The sequence below is a fragment of the Mycobacterium sp. SMC-13 genome (assembly GCF_045311035.1).
GTDB lineage: Bacteria > Actinomycetota > Actinomycetes > Mycobacteriales > Mycobacteriaceae > Mycobacterium.
In genome coordinates this window covers 25420-46351 of sequence record NZ_JBJIAI010000032.1, presented here as the reverse complement: position 1 = coordinate 46351, position 20932 = coordinate 25420, and the positions used below count along the sequence as shown (strand labels likewise).

The window sequence follows — 20932 nt, the reverse complement described above, 5'->3', positions numbered from 1 at the left end:
GACAACCGGACCTGGCACCCCGACACGCCCCAAATCGCCACGGCGGCGGCTTGACACGGTCATTGAGAGTCCTTTCGGTTGGGTGGTGTTGTGCGGCTTGATGTTTGGTGGGGCGGATAGCCGTCTTCGGCGAGGATCGCCTCGATGCTCGCGGCGCGGTCGTGCCAGAGCGCCGCGTAGCGCTCCAGGAGCACGCCCGCTCGGTGCAGGGTTTCTGGCACCGCACGCACGAGTTGTTCCCGGCCGCGGCGCTCTTTATGCACCAGTGCGGCTCCGGCCAGTACCGCGACGTGCTTCTGTACCGCGGCGAAGCTCATGTCGTAGCCACGCGCGAGCGCGCTCACCGACTGGTCGCTGCGCATGGTGCGGGCGACGATGTCGCGGCGCGTGGCGTCCGCCAATGCGTGGAAGATCCGGTCGATCTCCGCATCGGTGAATGCCTCAGGGAAAGTATCTACAACCATTTGGTTGTAGATTAGGCCGGCGTCGTGGCGGCGTCAAGGGCTGGTTGCGTCGAAAGTGCACGGTGGCCCGTTGATCCTGTACCCAGGGCGTATTTGTGCGAGTAGGTTGCGCCCTCACTGCAGGCTCAACTGGAATCTCGGCGCGGGAGCCAAGCGCTACTCCCGGTTGAGCGCCGCTTCTTCCAGATCCAGCCCGTGCAGCACCGAGCGCAGCACCTCGTCGTCGATGTTCCCGGCGTCGCGTTCGGCGATGTAGGTCTCGCGCTCGGCCGCCAGCATCTCGAGCCGCAGCCGCCGCATGGCCGACGCCGGGCTTTCGCCGATGTCGTCGTCACTGCGCCCGAGTCGTTCCCACACCGCGTTGCGGCGCCGGTCGTTCCAGCTCTGCAATACCTCGCCGACGTGCTGTTGGGCGCTGGAATCGCTGCTGCGAGCCAGCAATTCGTCGAGCCGGTCGGCCGCCGCCTGCGCCGCGCGACTCGAGGCCGCGGCCTGCTCCAGGGCATCCTGATGGGCCTCGGCCTCACTGCGCACGTCGAGCGTGCGAATCAGCCATGGCAACGTCAGGCCGTGCAACAGCAGCGTGCCGATCACCACGACGAACGTCAGGAACACCAGCTGCGGCCGGCCGGGGAACGGGTCGCCGCTCAGTGTCACGAGAGGCACACCGAACGCCGCGGCCAGTGACACGACACCGCGCATGCCTGCCCACGCCACGATGAAGACCTGCGACGGGGTCGGGGCGGGTTCTCGGTCCCGGACCCCGCGGAACAGCATCCGTGGCGTGTAGGCCATGACGTACACCCAGACGATGCGGACCGCGATCACCGTCGCCAGCACCGCGGCCGACGCCACGACCAGGGTGACCGCGCGGATACCGGTCAGCTCGTCGACGACCGTCGGCAGCTGCAGGCCGATCATCAGGAACGCGAACGATTCCAGCACGAGCTGGATCGACTTCCACACCGCGTCGTCCTGCAGCCGGGTGGCGTACGACGCCCGCGTCGCGCGCTGTCCGAGCAGGAGCGCGGCGACCACCACGGCGATCACGCCGGAGCCGTGTGCCTCTTCGGCCAGCCAGTAGACGAAATACGGTGCGACGAGGCCGATGGCGCTCTCCACCAGCGGGTCGTCGAGCCACGTCCGGATGAACTCGATGAGCCAGCCGATGAGTCCGCCGATCACGACACCGCCCAAGGCGGCGAGCGCGAACGTGCCCAGCGCGCCCTGCCACGTCGCCGCCGCGCCGACGGCAGCGGCCAGCGCGACCTTGTACGCGGTCAGTGCCGTGGCGTCGTTGAGCAGGCTCTCGCCGCCGAGCAGCGTCATGATCTGGCGCGGCAGCCCGAGTCGCCGGCCGATGGCCGCAGCGGACACCGCATCGGGCGGCGCAACGATGGCTCCCAGGGTGAGGGCCGCGGCGACCGTCAGCTCCGGGACGGTGTGAAACGCGACGAAGCCCACCACCAGCGTGGTGGCCAGCGGCAGCCCCACCGCGAGCAGTCCGATGGGGCGGACGTTCTTGCGCAGCGCCAGATAGCTGCTCTCGAGTCCGGCCGACCACAGCAGCGGCGGCAACACCACGAACATGACCAACTGCGGCTGCATCTCGATGGCCGGCACGCCGGGGATCAGCCCGACAGCCAGTCCGGCGACGACGAGTCCCAGTGGCGCGGAGACGTCGTATCGGCGGGCCAGCGCCGCCAACAACACCGAGGCCACCAGCACTGCCAGCAGTGGGGCACCCACGTCCTCGAACCTCCTCGGTCAGCCAGCCCTATCCTTGTTCAACATGCTGGGGAAATGGATGCAGTCACGGGCAACGCGACCGCGTGAAGAAAATTCCCCGACCACCTGCACGCACCTCGCCGACGCTGCCGGCCAAGCTGAACCGGAGCCGCAGACACCCGGGCGCTGTGGTGACTGTGCGGCACTTGGGGAGGATACGTGGGCGCACCTGCGGATGTGTCTGACCTGCGGACAGGTCAGTTGTTGTGATTCGAGTCCGCACCAACACGCTAACGAGCACTACCGTCGCACGGGCCATCCCGTGATGCGGTCGGTCGAGCCGGGGGAGAGCTGGCGGTGGTGCTACGTCGACATCAGATTGGGTTGACGGGAGATTGGCCGACGGGGCGAGCAGACGACGGGGGAGGTTGGTGACTTGGTAGACCGGACAACGGTTCTGGTACTCGGCACCGGTGAACTGAGCAGTGAACTGGTGCTGTCCTTCCAGCGGCTGGGGGCGCAGGCGACCGCGGTGCCCGCGCCTGCCGGCGGGGAGGCGTTGCGGACCCTGATCGGCCGGCACACCCCGCAGGTGGTCGTGGTGCAGACCCCGGCTGTGGACCTCGGCGCCGACGTCGTGCAGGCGTTGGCCGGGCTCGACGAAGTCGCGGTGTTCCCGACGCCGGCGGCCCTGCGGCTCGCGTCTGATCGCGAGGCACTGCGCACCCTGGCGGCCGACGAGCTCGGGCTGCCGACGGCCCCGTTCTGGTTCGCCGGATCGGTCGACGAACTCACCGCGGTTGCCGAGCACGCCGGGCTGCCGTTGACCATCACGCCGGTGACGCATCCCGGATCCGAGGGTGCGGGCCGTTCGGTGCTGTCGCGTCTCGAGGACGTCGACGTCGCGTGGCACCGCGCGGTGGCGGCGGGCGGTGAGCGCGTGATGGCCGAGACGGCTGTCGACGTGGCGGCCGAGTTCACCATGCTGACGGTGCGGACGCAGGGCCAGGCGGGTCCGGTGGTGCAGTTCTGTGAGCCGATCGGACACCGCCGCGACACGTCACTCTCGGCCGCCGGTCCGCTCGAGTTGTGGCAGCCGCATCAGCTGTCGGAGTCGGCGCTGGACGCGGCGCGCTCGATCGCGGCCCGGATCGCGGGCAAGCTCGGCGGCACGGGGCTGTTCACGGTCGACCTGCTGCTCGGCGCCGACCCGGAGTCGGGAGCCGAGGAGGTGTACTTCGCGACGGTCCATCCGATGCTGACCGGCGCCGGCTTCGTGACGACGCGCTCGCAGCGGCTGTCGCAGTTCGACCTGCACGCCCGGGCGATCCTCGGACTGCCGGTCGACACCATCATGATCTCGCCGGCGGCCGGCGAGGTCAGCCGTCCGGCGTCGGACCGGGCCGCACTCGCGCGCGCACTGCCGGATGCGCTGGCCATCGCCGAGAGCGACGTGCGGCTCTCCGGCGAGGTGTGCGTGGCATTGGCGACGGCGCCGGACGTCGTGCGGGCGCGTGACCGCGCGCATCAGGTGGCCGCAGTGCTCAACCACTCGGCCGCGATCAACCAGACAGGGACGTGACCATGACCGATTCGGAATCGCAGCCGCGGCAGACGCTGGGGCCCTTCCTGGCGGCGCTGGGGTTGATTGTGGTCCTCGTGGTCATAATCGCCGTCCTGAACGCGATCGGGGTGTTCGGCCGGAACGATCCGACGCCGGAGCAGCTGGTGCGCACCGCGGTCGTCGGCCAGAACGACGGGCTGCAGCGCAAGGACTACGCGCGCTTCCAGACGTACACCTGCAAGGCCCAGGCCGGCACCGAGGCCGATGTGCTTGCCAAACAAGAGGATTCGGCTGCCAAGAACGGGCAGCGCTACGTCGACGAGGTGCGGGACATCAAGTTCGACGGCCAGAAGGCCACCGCCGTGCTGGTGTACCACTTCGACAAGACACCGGATCAGAAGCCCACGGCGCCGGTGGTGCTGGTGAACGAGGACGGCGCATGGAAGGTGTGCTCGCCGGTCCCGAGCTAGTTTGTGACAGACTCGCATCCGTGAGCTACGCGGGAGATATCACGCCGCAGCAGGCCTGGGACCTGCTCAGTGAGAACCCCGAGGCGGTGCTTGTCGACTGCCGGACCGACGCCGAATGGCGCTGGGTGGGCGTGCCCGACATCTCCAGCCTCGGGCGGGACGTTGTGTACATCGAGTGGGTGTCGAACGACGGCAAGCGCAACACCAGCTTCGTCGACGACCTGCTGGCCGCGGGGGTGACGCCCGGCGAGCGGCCGGTGGTGTTCCTCTGTCGCTCGGGTAACCGCTCGATCGGTGCGGCCGAGGCGGCGACGGCAGCCGGGATCGGCCCGTCGTACAACGTGCTCGACGGCTTCGAGGGGCACCTCGACGAGCATGGGCATCGCGGTGGCAGCGGCTGGCGCGCCATCGGACTGCCGTGGGTGCAGTCGTGAGAGGCGTGAACGCCGACGGCGTCCCCTCCGTCCGGGTCCCCGCGCCGCTGCCCGACGGCGTCAGCCAGGCGACCATCGGCGTGCGCGGCGGCCTGCTGCGGTCCGAGTTCGAAGAGACCGCCGAGGCGATGTTCCTTACCTCGGGCTACGTCTACGAGTCGGCGGCGGCCGCGGAGCAGGCGTTCACCGGCGAGATCGACCGGTACGTGTACTCGCGCTACGGCAACCCGACCATCCAGATGTTCGAGGAACGGCTGCGGCTCATCGAAGGGGCGCCCGCCGCTTTCGCGACGGCCACCGGCATGGCGGCGGTGTTCACCGCGTTGGGTGCGCTGCTGGCCGCCGGCGACCGGCTGGTCGCGGCGCGCAGCCTGTTCGGGTCCTGCTTCGTGGTGTGCAACGAGATTCTCCCGCGCTGGGGTGTCGAGACCGTCTTCGTCGACGGTGACGACCTGTCGCAGTGGGAGGAGGCGCTGTCGGTGCCGACGACCGCGGTGTTCTTCGAGACGCCGTCCAACCCCATGCAGTCGCTGGTCGACATCGCCGCGGTGTCGGAGATGGCACATGCCGCCGGCGCAAAGGTGGTGCTGGACAACGTCTTCGCGACGCCGCTGCTGCAGCAGGGGCTGGAGCTCGGCGCCGACGTCGTCGTCTACTCGGGTACCAAGCACATCGACGGCCAGGGCCGCGTGCTCGGCGGTGCCATCCTCGGTGACAAGGAGTTCATCTCCGGTCCGGTGCAGCAGCTGATGCGGCACACGGGCCCCGCGATGAGCGCCTTCAATGCCTGGACGATGCTGAAAGGCCTTGAGACGCTGGCCATCCGGGTCGACTACTCGAACCGATCCGCGCAGCGGGTGGCCGAGTTCCTGGAAGGCGCGCGCGGCGTGAACTGGGTGAAATACCCGTTCCTGCAATCACATCCGCAACATGACCTGGCCAAGCGGCAGATGCGCGGCGGCGGCACCGTCGTCACCTTCGAACTGGACGGCGGCAAGGACCGGGCGTTCGAGGTGCTCGACAAGCTGCAGGTCATCGACATCTCCAACAACCTCGGCGATTCCAAGACGCTGATCACCCACCCGGCCACCACCACGCACCGCGCGATGGGGCCGGAGGGCCGGGCCGCGATCGGTCTGGGCGACGGCGTGGTGCGGATTTCCGTCGGCCTGGAGGGCACCGAGGATCTGATCGCCGACCTGGATCAGGCGCTGAGCTAGGGGGCTGGAGATGTCCAAGCAGACTGCGGCCAAGAAGGCCCGTCGGAAGAAGCGGCAGACCACGCGCAATGCCAACTGGCTGCCCGACGAGGTGCATGCCGAGGTCGAGGCCGTCGGGCGGCTCGCGGGTGAAATCCTGCCGCGCGGTTGGGTTTTCGATTCGGACTACTCCAACGACGAGTACCTGATCTGGTACTACCCGCCGTCAGGTTTCGAATCGACCGAAGACGATCCGCGTGAACTGGTGACGCGGATCTGGGTCTCCGATCCGGAGCAGCCGCAGCTCATCCTCGTCGGCACCGAAGAGGACGGCGAAATCTACAGCTTCACCGTCGAGCAGTTGATGGCGAACCTCGATGTCATCGAGGCCTACCGCGTCGGCGAGCCGGTCCCGCAGTTCTGATCTGCCCGTCAACCGATCTGTGAGACCTGGTAGTGCGCGATCTGCCAGCCGTTGTCGCCTTGTGTGACAAGGACACTCAGGTTCAGGCTGATCACCTCACCGTCGGGGCGGGTGAAGTCGACCCGGGCGTAGGCCAGCACCACGCCGGCTGCGGGTTCGCGGATCTCGTTGATGCGGTAGTCGACCGTCAGGCCGACCGGCTGAGATTCATAGTAGTCGAAGACGCCCTGGCGGCCCACGCTGTACGGCCGCAGTCCTTGGAATATCGCGTCGTCGGTGAAGACCGCCGCGACCTGGTCCGGCCGGTGGGCGGCGATGCCCGCCTGCCACCGGTCCAGGACCTCGCGAACAGCTTCAGCGCCCGGCACTCTGACCACCGTCCACGTGCAGGATCTCGCCGGTGACGAACTTGGCGTTCTCCAGGTACAGGACACCGTCGACGACGTCGGAGATGTCGCCCATGTGGCCGACCGGGTGCAGCGCCGACAGGAACTCGTGGGTCTCCGGTGCGTGCATCGGGGTGCGGATGATGCCGAGCGCGACGGCGTTGGCGCGGATGCCGCGGCTGCCGTACTCGACGGCCAGGGCGCGCGTCGCGGCGTTGAGGCCGCCCTTGGTCAGTGACGCCAGGGCCGAGGGCACCTGAGAGTTGGCCTGGTCCACGAGGCTGGTCGAGATGGTGACGACGTGCCCGCCGTCGCCCTGGGCTTCCATGGTCGTGATGGCGGCGCGGGTCAGTTCGAAGAAGCCGCGGGAGTTCACGCCGGTGATCGCGTCGTAGTCCGCGTCGGTGTACTCGGTGAAGGGCTTGGCGATGAAGATGCCGGCATTGTTGACGACGGTGTCGACCCGCCCGAAGTGCTCGACCGCGGCGTCGACGAGCTGTTGTCCGACGCCCGGGCGGCCGATGTCGCCGGCGACGGTCAGGACCAGGGGATCGTCGCTCTCGGCGATGGTGCGGGAGTTGGCGACGACGGCGTAGCCCAGCTTGCGGTAGCCGGCCACCAGGGCTTCGCCGATGCCCTGGGATGCGCCGGTGACGATCGCGACGCGGGTTGTGGTGCTCATCGGGGTGGTTCCTTTCGGTTGACGTTGCTGCCCTTCACAACCTCGGCCGGGCCGCATCGATGCCGCTGCTCCGGGACTTGTTCGCTTTCTGCTGAGAGGCTGTGCCTACTACGCTGTCGACATGGAGCTGCGGCAACTTCGGTACTTCGTTGCCGTTGCCGATGCGCTGAATTTCGGGCGGGCGGCCGAACGCCTGCACATCGCCGGGCCGTCACTGTCCCAGCAGATCAAGGCGCTCGAACGCGATCTCAAGGTGGAATTGTTCGATCGCGACCGCCGGTCGGTGCGCCTCACGGCGGCGGGTGCGTCGCTGTTGCCGCACGCCCGGTCCCTGGTGGCCGAGGCCGACGAATTCCGCAGGCGGGCAATCGGTTTGTCGAACTCCGAACCGATCCGCATCGGCTATGTCAACTGGTGCCCGACCGACCTGGCCGAGCGCGCGGCCGGCGTCGCGCAGCTGCGCGTGGATACCTGGGTGATGCCGTCGCACGCGCAGGCGGCCCGGGTTGCCGAGGGCATCCTCGATCTGGCCATCTGCTGGGTGCAGACCGACGATCTGGCCGGGCTCGAACTGGAAGCCCGGCTGATGGGGGTGGACCGGCTGTTCGCGCTGTGCGTCGGTACCGACGACTCACCCGTGCACGCGAAAGACACCCTGGTGCTGGTGGATTCGGACACCGCGAGCTGGGAGTCGTGGAACCGCTACGGCGAACAGTTCGCCGCGGACACCGGTGCGCGGGTGATGCGCACCGACGACGGCGGCGTCACGGGTCCGACGTTCTTCGAGCATGTCCGCCAGCTGGGCCGTCCGGTGCTCAACAACCCGCGCGGGCAGACGGACACCCTGCCGCGAGACCTGGTGCGCCGTCCGGTGATTCAGCCGACACCGTTGTGGACGTGGTCACTCGTGTGGCGGCGGGGCGAAGACAACCCTGCCGTTCACGCTGTCGTCGAGGCGCTCACGCGGGACGCCGCCGCCCTCGGGATCGACGACGCGGCGTGGCTGCCGTCCACTGATCCACATCAACAGCGCGGCCAGGGCCGCCACTAGCACGACGGCGGCGCCGGCGAGCAGGGCCTGCTGAAAACCGTTGTGCAGCAGGGGCGCCACCGCGACCGGCCCGACGATCTGGCCGACGGAGTAACCCGTCGTCAGCAGCGCGACGGCGCCGGGAAACTGCAGCGCGCGGCCGGCGGCGAGCGCCAGGGTGCTGATGCCGATGAAGGTGCCGCCGAACAGGATGGCGCCGAATAGTGCTGTTGCCTCGTTTCCTAGGCCCGCCCCAGCAATCCCGGCGGCCTGCAGCAGCAACGCGGCGACGAGCAGTGCGGCATACGAGAAGCGGCCCGTGAACCGCGCCCACAGTGCGGCTGACGGCGCGGCGGCCAGACCGACCAGCAGCCACACCGCACTGCCGAGTCCGCCCGGTGCCTGCTGCGCGACCGCGGCGACCAGGAAGGTGCCGGCGATGATGTAGCCGACGCCTTCGAGGCTGTAGCTCGCCATCAGCAACGCCAGCGGACCGCGGGCGCTGCCCTGTTGCCCGGCAGGTGCTTTCGGGATGTCGCCGGAGGTACCCGGATGCAGGTGCCAGGCGAACGCACTGAGCAGTGCCGCCAGGCCCGCCGCCGCCCACCAGGCGACGTGCCAGTCTTTCGTGGCGGGCAGGGCCGCGGACAACGCGATGCCGATACCGACGCCGCTGAACGCCCAGCCGGCGTGGTGGGCCCGATGCCCGTGATCCATCAGTGTGTTGACGGCGATCACGAACACCAGCGCGCTGGCGATACCGGCCACCAGTCGCAGGGCGCCCCACTCGATGACGTTGGTGCTCAGCGTCATTGCCGCGAGCGTCGCGACCAGGATCACGAGCGACGCCCGACACACGGCAACGGACCGGGCCAGCCGCGGCGAGACGGCGGCGCCCACCGCGCCGATCAGATAGCCGACGTAGTTGGCGGTGGCCAGCTGCCCTGCGGCCGGCCCGGTGAGGCCGGCGTGGCCCGTCATCAGCGGGAGAATCGGCGTGTAGGCGAACCGGCCGATGCCCATCGCCGCGGCCAGGGCTGCCGCGGCGCGGGCGATCGAGAGCCAGGCGGACGTGGGCATGCCTCATGGTGCGTGGCTCCGGCCGTCGGTCGCCAGGACCGGTCTCCTTGCAGCTGTGAGGAATTGCCTCGCAGACGGCTCAGCCGGCCGGGAACAGCGCTTCTGCGATGAAGTGCTCGGCCGAGACGACGCCGGACAAGCGATCCCGGAGTTCTGCGGAGAACCGCAATACTGCCGGTAGTGGCCGGTGGTGGATGGCGGCGCCCGTGATCCTGCCCGCGGCGTCACGGTCCAGAATGGTCACGCCGCGGATCTGCATGCCGCCGAAGGCTGTTGCCCGCCACTGTAGATAGCTCGTCGATCCGGCCTGCGCGGACTCGGTGAACTCCAGGGTCTCGTAGATCGAGCTCGCGGTGGCCATCACCGTGGCGACAAGGTCTCTGCCGTGGACGGGTGCCGCCAAGGCGGTGGCGTCCAGCACGATGTCGTCGGCGAACTCAGCCGCGAATGTGGTCCGGGACTGCTGCGCGAAACCGTCCTGCCAGCCGCTCATTTCGTCGCTCCTGACGCGGACCAGGCCGCGGTGTCGATGGGGGAGAAGTCGGTCGGCTTCCCGTCGAGGCGGGCAGCGCGCCGGGTACTGAGTGTCTTCACGACGTCGTCGGGCAGGGGCGTCGTGAAGATGTTGTCGATCAACGAGTACTCGGCGGCCAGGCGGCCGAACGCGCCCAGCGCACCGACATCGATGCGTCCGTTCGGCAGGTACAGCTCATCGCGGATGTGGATCTTCGTCACCCGTCCCCACACGACGTGGTCGGGCAGGGGCGGCATCGGGATGATGCGGTCCACCTCGCACTCGAACGAAATCGGCGCCTCGGCGATACGCGGCGCCGCGACGGTCTCCGACGCGGCCTTGTGCAGGCCGAGGGCGTCGAATTCGTCGACGTCATGGTCGAATTCGAACGCGGAGCGGTGGACGGTATCGGCGTTGTCGATGGTCGCGAGGTTGACGACGAACTCGCCGGTGTCGCGGATGTTGACGAAGGTGTCTTTCAGCGTGACGCCGTCGGACCGCGGCTGCAGGCTGATGGACAGCATCGGTGGCATGCGGCCGACAACGGTGAAGAACGAGATGGGCGCGATGTTGCCGACGCCTGCGGTCGAGGCGGTGCTGACCCAGGCGATGGGCCGGGGTAGGACGCTGCCGATCAGCAGCTTGTAGCTCGAGGTGGGATCGAGATCGGTGGGGTCGATGACCATGACGGAATGCCTTTCAGGACAGGAGGGCCAGGGCGCTGTACCAGACGGGCCCGACGTTCAGCCGGTCCGGATACAGCCGGATCATGTAGTCGAAAAACTCACGGGGACTGGGCTTTCCGGCCAGCAGCCGCTGGGCGTCGAGCAGGTAGTCGCGGGTCTGGTCGATGATCGCCGGATCGTCGGGGAGGTCCTTGTTCTTGTGTCCTGCGACCACGGCGCGGGGCCGGAGTGCGGCGACCTGGTTGAGGGCCTGCAACCACGACCGGATGCCACCGTGATCGCTTTCCAGCAGGTACTGGTGCACGCCGTTGTAGGCGACGTCGCCGGCGACGACCAGTCCGATCGACGGCACGTGCAGCACGGTCGTGTCGTCGGTATCGGTGTGGCCCACCTCGATCGGCACCAGGCGCTGACCTTCCAACTCGAACCCTTCGGGGGGAACCTGTTGGTAGACAACGGGGCTCGGTGGGATCATGCCGGGAAAGTCGACGTCCCACATCTGGGCGCGGCCCGCCACGGCCTGCTCGTGCATCTTGCCGATGGTGCCGGCGGTCGCGTAGGCGACGGCACCGGGAAAGCGTTGCAGCAGAACATCGGTGCCGAACCAGTGGTCGCCGTGGCCATGCGTGGCGTAGATCGCCGTCAGCCGCCTGCCGGAGTTCTCGATCCAGTCGCCGACGCGGCTGATCTGCTCGTGGGTGAACGGCGGGTCGACGAGGACGGCGTCGTGGTCGCCGAAGATGAGCGTGGACGACACCGGGGAGGACACGATGGGGCTGCCGTCGGGCAGTCGCTGGTCGCGGTAGCGGCGCAGTCCGTCGTGCACCAGCACGTCGTAGTTCAGGGTGGTCATGACGAGGTCCTTTCAGGCGAGGTGTTCGGTGAACCAGTCGCGGGCGGCGCCGCCGGCCTTCGGGAACTGGTCGAGGTAGGCGGCGAAGTGCCCGCCGTCGACGGTGACGAGCTTCTTTGGTTCGAGCGCCTGCTCGTAGGCGTGGAGTTCCAGATCGGTCATGGTGACGGTGTCGCGCAGTCCGACGATCATGAGCAGCGGCGTGGGCGAGACGCGCGCGATCCAGGTGCCCGGCTCGTACATGCGCGCCGCACGTGACGAGCGCACCGTCATCGTGTTGTCCCACACGCCGTCCGGCACCGGCTGGGTGTAGAAGGAGATGGCCTCCGCGGACCGGTAGGCGGCCGGCACCGCCGGGTCGGCACCGACGACGGCCTGCACAGCCGGTGGTTCGCCGCGGAACTGGCGGCGCTCGTCGTCGATGAATGCGGCTTCCAGCGCCGCCACGTGTTCGGGAGCGACGCGCCGCAGGCTCTGCTGATAGCCGCTGATGGTCGGGACCTGCGCGACGACGGCCCGCAGCCGCCGGTCGGTGGCGCCCAGCACGATGGCGTGCCCACCAGCATAACTGGTGCCCCACAGGCCGATTCGCGTCGGGTCGACCGACGGGTGGCTCTCCAGGAACGAGATGGCGCGCCGCCAGTCCGCGACCTGCGTCCACGGGTCGACGTCACCGCGCGGCATCCCGTCGCTGGCGCCGAAACTGCGGTGGTCGTGCACCAGGACGACGAACCCGGCGCCGGCGAACAGTTCGGCGAACCGCGTCAGCCCGTGTTCCTTCACCCCGGCGAAGCCGTGGGCCATCGTGATCGCCGGGTGCGGTCCCGCGCCGTCCGGAATGAACAGCCAGCCGCGGAGCGTCACTCCGTCGGCTGCGGTGAATTCGACGTCCTGTCGCTCCATGGTCCACGCTCCTCGTCTGCTGATGTCCACGATCAGCCCGGAACGTGGTCCGTGGGAACGCCGCGGTGATCCTGGTATTGGCAGGGCCAGGTTTAGGCTCAGACGATGGCGAAGGGGAATGCGCTCGGCGACTATCTGCGGTCTCGCCGTGAACAGATCCGCCCCGAGGATGTCGGATTGATCGCCGGCTCCCGCCGCCGGGTGGCCGGCCTGCGCCGTGAAGAGCTGGCTCTGCTTGCCGGGATCAGCTCCGATTACTACCTGCGACTCGAGCAGGGCCGCGACACGAATCCGTCACCGCAGGTGCTCGAGGCCTTGGCGCGGGCGCTGCAGCTGGACATCAACGGCACGGAATATCTGTACCGCCTGGCGAATCCCACCGGAATCCGTTGGGAGAAATCGGGATTGGAGCAGGCCGCCGACGGGCTGGACGAGCTGATCGATCAGTTCCCGATGCCTGCTTTCGTGGCCAACCGCTACCAGGTGGTGCTCGCCGCCAACCATCTCGCCTGTGCGCTGGCGCCCGGTTTCCGGCCGGGACAGAACATCCTGGCCTGGCGGCTCCTGGATCCCGCGGCCCAGGATTTCTTCGTCGACTGGGACGAGGCGACGGAGATCGCGGTAGGCGGTCTGCGCGAGGTGACGGGTGATCACCCCGACGATCCCTATCTCCAGAGGATGGTCGGTGAATTGTCCGCTGCCAGTACACGATTCCGGGAGCTCTGGGGGCGGGCCGACGTCGGTTACCGGCCGGGTGTCACCCACATGCGCCACCCGGTGGTCGGTGACCTCTTCCTGCATCGCAATCGACTGAACCTGCCGCACTCGGGTGGGCAGCACGTCATCACATTCCGTGCTGACCCCGGTAGCGACTCCGCGAAAGCCCTTGAAGCGCTGCGGAATCTGTAGGCGTCAGCGCCGCAGGTCGAGGTTGTGCAGGCGCAGGCTGCCGCGCGCGAGGAGGCTGCCGTTCGCGTCGGTGATCGTCACGTCCCACAGTTGCTGGGTGCGGCCCTGCTGCACCGGGACGGCTCGGACGGTTGCCGTCCCGCCGGTGGTGGAACGCACGAAGTCTGTGCTGTTGTGTACCCCGACTGCGAACTGTCCGCGATCGGCCACTGCCGCACTGGCGCCGATGCTCGCCGCGGATTCCACCGCGGTCGTGTAGACGCCGCCGTGCACGACGCCCCACGGCGTGTGGTGCTCGGGGCCCAGTTCGATGGTGCCGACGACGAGTCGGCCCGTCGCCTCCGTGACTTGCAGCCCGGCCGCGGTGAGGAACGGGCTGCCGTTGTTGAGCTCGGCGAGACTGAGTGTGGGTCCGGGCGTCGTGGTTTCTGGCATGACTGCTCCTGTCGCAGGGTTCTGCTGACGTGAGCACCACGTTCGCAGTATTCATTCCGGCGACCCTGGCCCCCGTGGCCCCAGGGTGGGCGGGAATTCTCCTGAGGTGGTGGGTGCTTTGATCCGGCATGGATATGAAATTCGAGATCGCCGTCCTGCCGGTGTCGGATGTCGACCGGGCCAAGGACTTCTACGAGAAGTTGGGCTGGCGGCTGGACGCCGACTTCGAGACCGCTGCGGACTTCCGGGTGATCCAATTGACTCCACCAGGTTCCGGTGCTTCGGTCATCTTCGGTACCGGCGTCTCTGACGCGGTGCCGGGCTCGGTGGGCGGGCTGCACCTGGTGGTCGACGATGTTGTGGCGGCGCGTGCTGAGCTCGTTGGCCGTGGCATCACAGTCAGCGAGGTGTTTCACGACGAGGGTGGTGTCTTCCACCGCGCCGGGACGGCCGGCCGGGTCGACGGTCCAGACCTGGAGCGGCGCAGCTACGCGTCGTACGCCTCGTTCGAGGATCCCGACGGCAACGGTTGGGTGCTGCAGGAGATCACCACGCGGTTGCCGGGGCGATAGTCGCCAGCGGAAACACGGAAGATACTGGCGCCCAGGTTAATTCGATGCACCACTCAGTTGGTCGACGGTGTGGGTGGTGGTTCGAAGGGTTGGTACCACCACCATTGGGCGCGTTCCCCGGTCGGTCCGGGGCACGGCGGCACATCAGGAAAGGGTGTCGTCGGTGGCCTTGCCAGGGATCCGCCGTCGAGTTGGCGGCCCGCGGCATCGGTGACGACCAGCCGATCAGCCGGGCCGGTGATGGTGATGACCCGCTGGTGGTGCAACCGGTGGTGATACGGGCACACGAGCACCAGGTTGTGCAGCTCGGTTTCCCCGCCGTTCTCCCAATGAATGATGTGATGGGCATGCAAGCCGCGGGTCGCCCCGCACCCCGGTACCCGGCAGCAGCGGTCGCGGTGTTCCAGAGCGCGGCGCAGCCGCCGGCTGATGGTGCGGGTGCTGCGCCCGGCGCCAATCGGCTGACCGTGCTTCTCGAGCCACACCTCGCAGGTGGCGTCACACAACAGCAGTTGGCGTTCCTCGTCGGTGAGCAGCAACCCCACATGCAATGCGGCCGCGCGCTTTTCGAGGTCAAAGTGCACCACCACGGCGGTGTGCTGCCCATGCGGACGACGTTCCACATCGCTGTCCCACCCGGCCTCAATCAGGCTCATGAACGCATCCACCTGGTTCGGGAACGGCGGCACCACATCCGACACCGGGTCACCGGTTTCTGAATTCTCGTGGTCGCGTTTCCAGTCCGCCACCAACGCATCCTGATGCGACGCCACCGCGGCATCGAACTTCACCGCCTCCAACTTCGGCAGCCGGATCTTGTACGTGGCCGACCCGTCCTCATGGCTGGTCTTGCGGATCGACCGCTCCGGCTCCGGCGCCGATTCCGGCTCGGGCTCGGGGCGCGGCTCCAGCTTCACCGCAGTCCGCAACTGCGTGACCGTGGCGCTCTCGGCGAACTGGGCGTAATGCTCATCCGAACCGTCGGCCGCGTGTTCGGCGACCACCCCGACCTGATCCAACGACAACCGGCCCGCCCGCATCGCCTCCGCGCACCGCGGGAACTCCTCGATCCGGTGCGCCACCGCCACCATCACTTCCGCGTTACGCGGCGACACCCCGGTCTTCCACGCCACCAACGACGGCAATGACCGGGCGCCCGTCGCGCCCCACAGCCCGTCGCGGTCGATCTCGGCCACGATCTCCACCAGACGGCCGTCAATTGCGTTGCGCTGACCGGTCAGCTCACCGATCTCCGCGAAGTACGCGTCCATACGCTCACACGGCGACGGCGCTTCAACTGCGAAAGCCGTTGCCGTGCTGGACATAACACCATCAAAGCAGAAGGGTCCGACAAGTTTTCGCACCCTGAAGCAGGGCGAGAAACTCGGGTCTACGCCGGATCAGTCCTTCTCGATGACACCCTGCGCGGTCCGGGCCCGGTCCTCATAGCTCTTGCGCTTGGCAGCGTCGAACTCCAGGAAGACCGTGTCCAGCCCGAGCGCCTTGTTCATCCCGCGGCGGCCCTTGGGCGGAAGCAGCTGTGCCAGCTGTGCGGTGAAGCGCAGCGGCGGCGGGACCGACACGTGGGTCTTGGGCTTGTCCAGGGTCTTGATGATGGCCGCGGCGATGTCCTCGGGTTCCACCGGCTTGATGGCGCCACCGGACTTGGTGCCCGAGATCAGCTCGGTGTTGGTGAACGGCGGCATGATCACCGAGACGTTGACGCCGTGGGGAGCCATCTCGTCCGCCAGGGCCGTGGACAGGCCGACGACGGCGTACTTCGCCCCGACGTAAACCACCTGACCGGGCAGCGGGATGAGGCCCGAGAGCGAGGCGATGTTGATGATGTGACCGCTACGGCGGCTGACCATCTCGGGAAGCGCGAGCTGACAGCCGGTCAGGACGCCGTAGACGTTGACTTCGAGGGAAGACCGGATCGACTGTTCCGTCTCCTTCAGGAACGGGCCGACCGGCATCACGCCGGCGTTGTTGATCAGGACGTCGAGGTGGCCGGCGCCGTCGCTGCGGGCCTTGTCCAGGAACACTTCGAAGGACTCGCGGTCGGTGACGTCGAGCGGGTACCCGGTGGCCGGACCGAGTTTGACCAGCTCAGAGACGGCCGACTCGAGTACTGCGACGTCCCGGTCGCCGATGACGACGCGCGCGCCGCGGGCGAGAAGGGCCTTGGCGGTGGCGTAACCGATGCCTCGTGCGGCTCCGGTGATGGCGATGGTCTTGCCGCGGATGTTGTCCATGGCCGCAAACTTTACACGTGTCAAGTTTTGAAATGAAGCCCTGATTTGGCCACCCCGGCGGGCTACTGTCGGGGGCATGACGCGCGCGCTGCGGACTCAGGTTTGTGTAGCCGGTGGTGGACCTGCGGGTCTGGTGCATGCACTGCTGCTGGCGCGCGCCGGCATCGAAGTCGTCGTACTGGAGAAGCACAACGACTTCCTCCGCGACTTTCGCGGCGACACCGTCCACCCCACCACGTTGCGCATCATGCACGAGCTGGGGTTCATCGACGAGTTCCTGAAGTTGCCGCACACCAAGATCAACCGGGTCTGCATGGACGCCGACGGCACCCTGCGGACGTTCGGCAGTTTCGGCGCCCTGAAGGCGCTGCGGTTCCCCGAGCCCTACATCGCGCTGATGCCGCAGTGGGACTTCCTGGACTTCCTCGCGGAAAAGGCTTCCGCCTACCCGGAATTCAGGTTGATCCGCAACGCGGAGGTGACCGACCTGATCATCGAGGGCGGCCGCGTCGTCGGCGTGCGCACGCCCGAGCTGGAGGTGCGCGCCGATCTGGTGGTGGCTGCCGACGGCCGTAAGTCGGCGGTGCGCGCGGCGTCCGGGCTCCCCATGGCGAGCGCGCACAGCCCCATGGATGTGCTGTGGTTCCGGCTGGGCTGGCGCCCCGGCGATCCGCAGGAGCTGTTCGGGATCATCCGCAAGGGTCTGTTGATGGCGATGATCTATCGCGGCGACTACTGGCAGGTCGCGTACCTCATGCCGAAGGGCGCCAATCCGCAGGGCGGCTCACTCGACGACTTCAAGGCCCGGCTCGTGTCGGTACGGCCGCAGCTGCGCGAGCACGTCGAGGACCTCAAATCGTGGGACGACACCAGCCATCTCGATGTGCGGGTGGACCGGCTCAAGACCTGGTGGCGGTCGGGGCTGCTGTGCATCGGCGACGCCGCGCACGCGATGTCACCGGCCGGCGGCGTCGGTATCAACCTGGCGGTGGCCGACGCGGTCGCCGCCGCCAACATCCTGTGCGGTCCGCTGCGTAACGGCCTGCTCGCCGACTCGGATCTGGCCAAGGTGCAACGCCGCCGCGAGTTGCCGACCCGCATCATCCAGGCCGGCCAGGTGCTGGCGCAGAACCAGTTCATCGAACCCAACCTGGCCGGCGACCTGTCACCGATCAAGGTGCCGTCATTCGTGGGAAAGGGCCCGCTGCAATACATTCCGCCGCTGCTCGTCGGCCGCGGTTTCCGTCCCGAACACGTGCGGACCCCGGACGTCCACTCGGCATGACGGACGCTGTCAGCTGACGGTGACGTCGTCGATGTCGATGGTCACCGTGACCATGTCGCGCACGGGCTGCCCGTCGGCGTCGCGGACGTAGACGACGCGCTTGGTCGGGAGCACGATGCCGTCGAACTCGGTGTGGTTGTCCGAGTAGTGCGCGGCCGGGGAGTCGCCGGCGATGTCGACGTCGTAGTCGCGCCGCCGGATCAGGCCGTCCGAATCGATGTAGAGGGTCTGCTGGGTGCTGTGGGTGGCGATGGAATCGGGGTACTTCACACCGAGCCGGCGCCACGTCTGGCCGTTCTCGTGCCACGTGCCGAGCTCTTCGGTGTGGACACCGGGCAGTGTCAGCGAAGACGGCTCGGACAGGTACGTCCACATCGCGTAGCCCGCGAAGTAGGCCAGCTGCAGCGTGGACCACGGCGTCTCGAGGGTGTGTCCGGCGAAGGAATCACGAGGAGAATCCAATGTTTCCAAAGTCTTTGGCGAGTCGCCATCGGTTTCGATGACGACGCGGCCGGGGCTGTACGCGGAATGCAGCCCGGGCTCGGGCAGCGGGTGGTGCCAGGCGAGCTGGTCCTTGGGACTGATCTCCACCCGCGAATCATCGAGAATGCCGTCGACGCCCTTGAGTCCCCACAGTCCGCCGCCGATGAGCTGATGGTTCTTGATGCGGTTGACCTGCTCCCAGCGCTCCTGGCCGCCGGATGCGGAGATGACTTCGTGCAGCAGGGACATGGCGTGCTCCTTTGAAGACGGCGGCCGCCGGGTGGCGGTCCACACTCGACCCTGCCTCGGTGGATTGGCATGTGGGAGGCCGCGATCTTCCTGGTACCGAGGGGGACAGGATCGGGCCGGCTGCCCAACCGAGCGCTGCGGAATCCGGGTTGCTCCGCCGATCAGGTGGATACGCTTGATTTGTGCTTACCGGTTGGGCCGTCGGGTGTCTGCTGCTGGTCGCCGCCGTGCTGGTGTTGGGGGCCGGCATGGCGGCGCGCACGTACATCGGCGGGACGCCCCAGGATCACCCGCATCGTCGGCGCGCACGCGCGGTGCGCTGGTCCACTTTCGGCAAGGTGTTCTACGGCCCGATCAACCGTGACGCCCAGGGCAACAACACTTTTGACGACGAAGAGCTCGATCACATGCTCTTCCTGCCGGCGGTCGTCGTGGCCGGCGGACTGCTCCTGGCCGGGTTGTTCGTGCTGTTCCTGGAGCTGGTCAAACACGGCGGGTGACGGCGACCGGCGTCAGCGTCGCTGCAAAGCGAGTTCAGCGGCCTCCCGCACCGGGCCGCGCCACGCGGGCCCGTGGCCGGGCAGCAGCACCTGGGTGTCCAGCAGACCGAGCGCCGACAGGCTGCGTTCACACGCCGCCTCGTCGTGGTTGAAGATGTGCGGCAGTAGCTGCGGGCCGCCCTTGGTGATGAGGGGGTGACCGGTGACGACGGCGTCGCCGGCCACCAGCACGTCGCCGAAGACGTAGGAGCAGTGTCCGCCGGTGTGCCCTGGACTGGGAATCAGCTGCGGACTGCCCGGCAGCGTCGCCGCGACGTCCTCGGTGAGGGCCTGCGCGGTCGGAATGCCCTCGCGCACCAGCCCGCCCTTGCCGACGATGTGCATCGACCAGGCCAGGTACCGCGGGTTCCAGGCCCGCGTCAGGAGGTCGGCCGGTGAAACCTGTTCCAGGTATTCGCGTTTGGCGTGACCGACCTCGGCGCCGTGGCAGAACACCGGTGTGTCATGGGTTTTGGCGAACCAGATGGCTGCGCCGAGGTGGTCGACGTGCGCGTGGGTGAGCAGAATCGCCCGTACGTCGCCGGCCTCGAAGCCCAGGTCGCGCAGTGAACGCAGGACGTCATCGCGCTGGCCGGGAAAACCCGCGTCGATCAGGATCACCCCGCTGTCGTCGCTGACCAGGGTCCAGTTCACCAGGTCGGTTTGGGCGAAGTGAATATTTTCGGTGATCGCGCTCAGGGCTGCCGCCATGTGGCGAGTGTAGGCAGAGTAGAAAAGGAACTGCAGAGGCGACGAACAGGAACGGGACTCATGGCTGAACTCAGGCTGGGATACAAGGCGTCGGCGGAGCAGTTCGCGCCGCGTGAACTCGTCGAGCTGGCGGTGGCCGCCGAGGCGGCGGGCATGGACAGCGCCACCGTCAGTGATCACTTCCAGCCGTGGCGCCATACCGGCGGCCACGCACCGTTCTCCCTGGCCTGGATGACCGCGGTGGGCGAGCGCACCGAGCGGCTGGTCCTGGGCACCTCGGTGCTGACCCCGACGTTCCGTTACAACCCGGCCGTCATCGCGCAGGCGTTCGCCACGATGGGCTGCCTGTACCCCGACCGCATCTTCCTGGGCATCGGCACCGGTGAGGCGCTCAACGAGATCGCCACCGGTTACGAAGGCGAATGGCCCGAGTTCAAGGAGCGCTACGCCCGGCTGCGTGAGTCGGTGCGCCTGATGCGTGAGCTGTGGCTCGGCGACCGTGTCGACTTCGAGGGCGAGTACTACAAGACCAAGGGTGCCTCGATCTACGACGTGCCCGAGGGTGGTATCCCGATCTACATCGCCGCGGGCGGGCCGCAGGTGGCCAAGTACGCCGGCCGTGCCGGCGACGGCTTCATCTGCACCTCGGGCAAGGGTGAAGAGTTGTACAAGGACAAGCTCATCCCTGCCATGCGCGAGGGCGCCGAGGCCGCGGGCAAGAACCCCGACGACGTCGACCGGATGATCGAGATCAAGATCTCGTACGACCCGGATCCGGAACTGGCTCTGGAGAACACCCGGTTCTGGGCGCCGCTGTCGCTGACGGCCGAGCAGAAGCACTCCATCGACGACCCGATCGAGATGGAGGCGGCCGCCGACGCGCTGCCCATCGAGCAGGTCGCCAAGCGCTGGATCGTGGCGTCCGACCCGGACGAAGCCGTCGAGAAGGTCAAGCAGTACGTCGACTGGGGCCTGAACCACCTGGTGTTCCACGACCCCCGGCAGGACCAGCGCCGCTTCCTGGAGCTGTTCAAGACCGACCTTGAGCCTCGCCTGCGCAAGCTGGCGTGACGGAAG

General features: G+C 67.9%; 25 protein-coding genes and 1 pseudogene. 12 read left to right on the top strand and 14 right to left on the bottom strand.

The features are described from left to right. Window positions 1–59 precede the first annotated feature (59 nt). Entirely contained in the window at window positions 60–464 is a 405-nt protein-coding gene (locus ACJH6I_RS28775; protein ID WP_061004554.1) for a helix-turn-helix transcriptional regulator, read from the bottom strand. Window positions 465–620: 156 nt separating this feature from the next. Continuing rightward, a complete protein-coding gene (locus ACJH6I_RS28770) occupies window positions 621–2213 on the bottom strand; it encodes a Na+/H+ antiporter (RefSeq protein WP_406784992.1) in 1593 nt (530 codons plus the stop codon). A 58-nt stretch (window positions 2214–2271) separates the two neighbouring features. Here ACJH6I_RS28770 and ACJH6I_RS28765 point away from each other — a divergent pair, with 58 nt between their 5' ends. The 6 genes from ACJH6I_RS28765 to ACJH6I_RS28740 are packed head-to-tail and all read left to right on the top strand — an operon-like array spanning window position 2272 to window position 6283. Next, complete coding sequence (locus ACJH6I_RS28765) at window positions 2272–2580, top strand: UBP-type zinc finger domain-containing protein (protein WP_346416095.1); 309 nt, start codon at window positions 2272–2274, stop codon at window positions 2578–2580. A 48-nt stretch (window positions 2581–2628) separates the two neighbouring features. Continuing rightward, window positions 2629–3774: an ATP-grasp domain-containing protein gene (locus ACJH6I_RS28760; RefSeq protein WP_406784991.1), complete on the top strand. Its 1146-nt coding sequence runs from the start codon at window positions 2629–2631 to the stop codon at window positions 3772–3774. 2 nt (window positions 3775–3776) lie between these two features. Next, window positions 3777–4226 carry a lumazine-binding protein gene (locus tag ACJH6I_RS28755; protein WP_318986959.1) on the top strand — a complete coding sequence of 150 codons (450 nt, stop codon included), beginning with the start codon at window positions 3777–3779 and terminating at the stop codon, window positions 4224–4226. A gap of 20 nt (window positions 4227–4246) precedes the next feature. Further along, entirely contained in the window at window positions 4247–4660 is a 414-nt protein-coding gene (locus ACJH6I_RS28750; protein WP_212807169.1) for a rhodanese-like domain-containing protein, read from the top strand. A gap of 5 nt (window positions 4661–4665) precedes the next feature. After that, complete coding sequence (locus ACJH6I_RS28745; RefSeq protein ID WP_406784995.1) at window positions 4666–5880, top strand: O-succinylhomoserine sulfhydrylase; 1215 nt, start codon at window positions 4666–4668, stop codon at window positions 5878–5880. 10 nt (window positions 5881–5890) lie between these two features. Next, a complete protein-coding gene (locus ACJH6I_RS28740) occupies window positions 5891–6283 on the top strand; it encodes a hypothetical protein (RefSeq protein ID WP_064981393.1) in 393 nt (130 codons plus the stop codon). An 8-nt stretch (window positions 6284–6291) separates the two neighbouring features. Here the strand turns inward: ACJH6I_RS28740 and ACJH6I_RS28735 are convergent, their stop codons facing one another. Both ACJH6I_RS28735 and ACJH6I_RS28730 read right to left on the bottom strand, forming a co-directional pair. Continuing rightward, a complete protein-coding gene (locus ACJH6I_RS28735; protein ID WP_406784990.1) occupies window positions 6292–6651 on the bottom strand; it encodes a YybH family protein in 360 nt (119 codons plus the stop codon). Next, window positions 6638–7351 (bottom strand): SDR family NAD(P)-dependent oxidoreductase, encoded by a 714-nt coding sequence (locus tag ACJH6I_RS28730; protein WP_406784989.1) that lies wholly within the window; start codon window positions 7349–7351, stop codon window positions 6638–6640. The genes ACJH6I_RS28735 and ACJH6I_RS28730 overlap by 14 nt, the downstream gene beginning before the upstream one ends. A gap of 121 nt (window positions 7352–7472) precedes the next feature. Here ACJH6I_RS28730 and ACJH6I_RS28725 point away from each other — a divergent pair, with 121 nt between their 5' ends. Further along, window positions 7473–8402: a LysR family transcriptional regulator gene (locus ACJH6I_RS28725; RefSeq protein ID WP_212807165.1), complete on the top strand. Its 930-nt coding sequence runs from the start codon at window positions 7473–7475 to the stop codon at window positions 8400–8402. A gap of 39 nt (window positions 8403–8441) precedes the next feature. Here the strand turns inward: ACJH6I_RS28725 and ACJH6I_RS28720 are convergent. The 5 genes and pseudogenes from ACJH6I_RS28720 to ACJH6I_RS28700 form a co-directional block, all read right to left on the bottom strand. After that, window positions 8442–9362, bottom strand: a pseudogene (locus ACJH6I_RS28720) (YbfB/YjiJ family MFS transporter); the annotation flags it as partial. 178 nt (window positions 9363–9540) lie between these two features. Beyond that, on the bottom strand, window positions 9541–9954 hold the full coding sequence (locus ACJH6I_RS28715) for a nuclear transport factor 2 family protein (protein ID WP_212807164.1): 414 nt from the start codon (window positions 9952–9954) through the stop codon (window positions 9541–9543). Beyond that, complete coding sequence (locus ACJH6I_RS28710) at window positions 9951–10661, bottom strand: flavin reductase family protein (RefSeq protein ID WP_406784988.1); 711 nt, start codon at window positions 10659–10661, stop codon at window positions 9951–9953. Before ACJH6I_RS28710 ends, ACJH6I_RS28715 begins: the two co-directional genes overlap by 4 nt. A 13-nt stretch (window positions 10662–10674) precedes the next feature. Beyond that, window positions 10675–11514, bottom strand: a complete 840-nt coding sequence (locus ACJH6I_RS28705) for an MBL fold metallo-hydrolase (RefSeq protein ID WP_061004530.1) — start codon at window positions 11512–11514, stop codon at window positions 10675–10677. Between the two features lie 12 nt (window positions 11515–11526). Continuing rightward, complete coding sequence (locus ACJH6I_RS28700) at window positions 11527–12417, bottom strand: alpha/beta hydrolase (protein ID WP_061004527.1); 891 nt, start codon at window positions 12415–12417, stop codon at window positions 11527–11529. Between the two features lie 105 nt (window positions 12418–12522). Here ACJH6I_RS28700 and ACJH6I_RS28695 point away from each other — a divergent pair, with 105 nt between their 5' ends. Further along, a complete protein-coding gene (locus ACJH6I_RS28695) occupies window positions 12523–13326 on the top strand; it encodes a helix-turn-helix domain-containing protein (protein WP_061004525.1) in 804 nt (267 codons plus the stop codon). A gap of 3 nt (window positions 13327–13329) precedes the next feature. On the opposite strand, the gene ACJH6I_RS28690 is transcribed toward ACJH6I_RS28695, so the two are convergent. Continuing rightward, window positions 13330–13761 (bottom strand): PaaI family thioesterase, encoded by a 432-nt coding sequence (locus tag ACJH6I_RS28690; protein WP_061004523.1) that lies wholly within the window; start codon window positions 13759–13761, stop codon window positions 13330–13332. A gap of 128 nt (window positions 13762–13889) precedes the next feature. On the opposite strand from ACJH6I_RS28690, the gene ACJH6I_RS28685 reads away from it, so the two are divergent. Further along, complete coding sequence (locus tag ACJH6I_RS28685; protein ID WP_061004521.1) at window positions 13890–14333, top strand: VOC family protein; 444 nt, start codon at window positions 13890–13892, stop codon at window positions 14331–14333. A 53-nt stretch (window positions 14334–14386) separates the two neighbouring features. Here the strand turns inward: ACJH6I_RS28685 and ACJH6I_RS28680 are convergent, their stop codons facing one another. After that, window positions 14387–15658 (bottom strand): HNH endonuclease signature motif containing protein, encoded by a 1272-nt coding sequence (locus ACJH6I_RS28680; protein WP_064860060.1) that lies wholly within the window; start codon window positions 15656–15658, stop codon window positions 14387–14389. 75 nt (window positions 15659–15733) lie between these two features. Next, window positions 15734–16588, bottom strand: a complete 855-nt coding sequence (locus tag ACJH6I_RS28675) for an SDR family oxidoreductase (RefSeq protein ID WP_060998982.1) — start codon at window positions 16586–16588, stop codon at window positions 15734–15736. A 76-nt stretch (window positions 16589–16664) separates the two neighbouring features. Between ACJH6I_RS28675 and ACJH6I_RS28670 the strand changes: the two genes are divergently transcribed. Further along, complete coding sequence (locus ACJH6I_RS28670; protein WP_082762307.1) at window positions 16665–17873, top strand: FAD-dependent oxidoreductase; 1209 nt, start codon at window positions 16665–16667, stop codon at window positions 17871–17873. A gap of 9 nt (window positions 17874–17882) precedes the next feature. On the opposite strand, the gene ACJH6I_RS28665 is transcribed toward ACJH6I_RS28670, so the two are convergent. Continuing rightward, the gene (locus ACJH6I_RS28665) at window positions 17883–18605 is read right to left on the bottom strand and encodes a hypothetical protein (RefSeq protein ID WP_135356044.1); all 723 of its coding nucleotides are present in this window, start codon (window positions 18603–18605) and stop codon (window positions 17883–17885) included. Between the two features lie 182 nt (window positions 18606–18787). Between ACJH6I_RS28665 and ACJH6I_RS28660 the strand changes: the two genes are divergently transcribed. Further along, window positions 18788–19105, top strand: coding sequence for a hypothetical protein (locus ACJH6I_RS28660; RefSeq protein ID WP_135356045.1), 318 nt, complete (start codon window positions 18788–18790; stop codon window positions 19103–19105). A 12-nt stretch (window positions 19106–19117) separates the two neighbouring features. On the opposite strand, the gene ACJH6I_RS28655 is transcribed toward ACJH6I_RS28660, so the two are convergent. Next, window positions 19118–19855: an MBL fold metallo-hydrolase gene (locus ACJH6I_RS28655; RefSeq protein ID WP_064860062.1), complete on the bottom strand. Its 738-nt coding sequence runs from the start codon at window positions 19853–19855 to the stop codon at window positions 19118–19120. A 60-nt stretch (window positions 19856–19915) separates the two neighbouring features. On the opposite strand from ACJH6I_RS28655, the gene fgd reads away from it, so the two are divergent. Beyond that, window positions 19916–20926, top strand: coding sequence for a glucose-6-phosphate dehydrogenase (coenzyme-F420) (fgd, locus tag ACJH6I_RS28650; RefSeq protein WP_133427859.1), 1011 nt, complete (start codon window positions 19916–19918; stop codon window positions 20924–20926). Window positions 20927–20932: the final 6 nt, after the last annotated feature.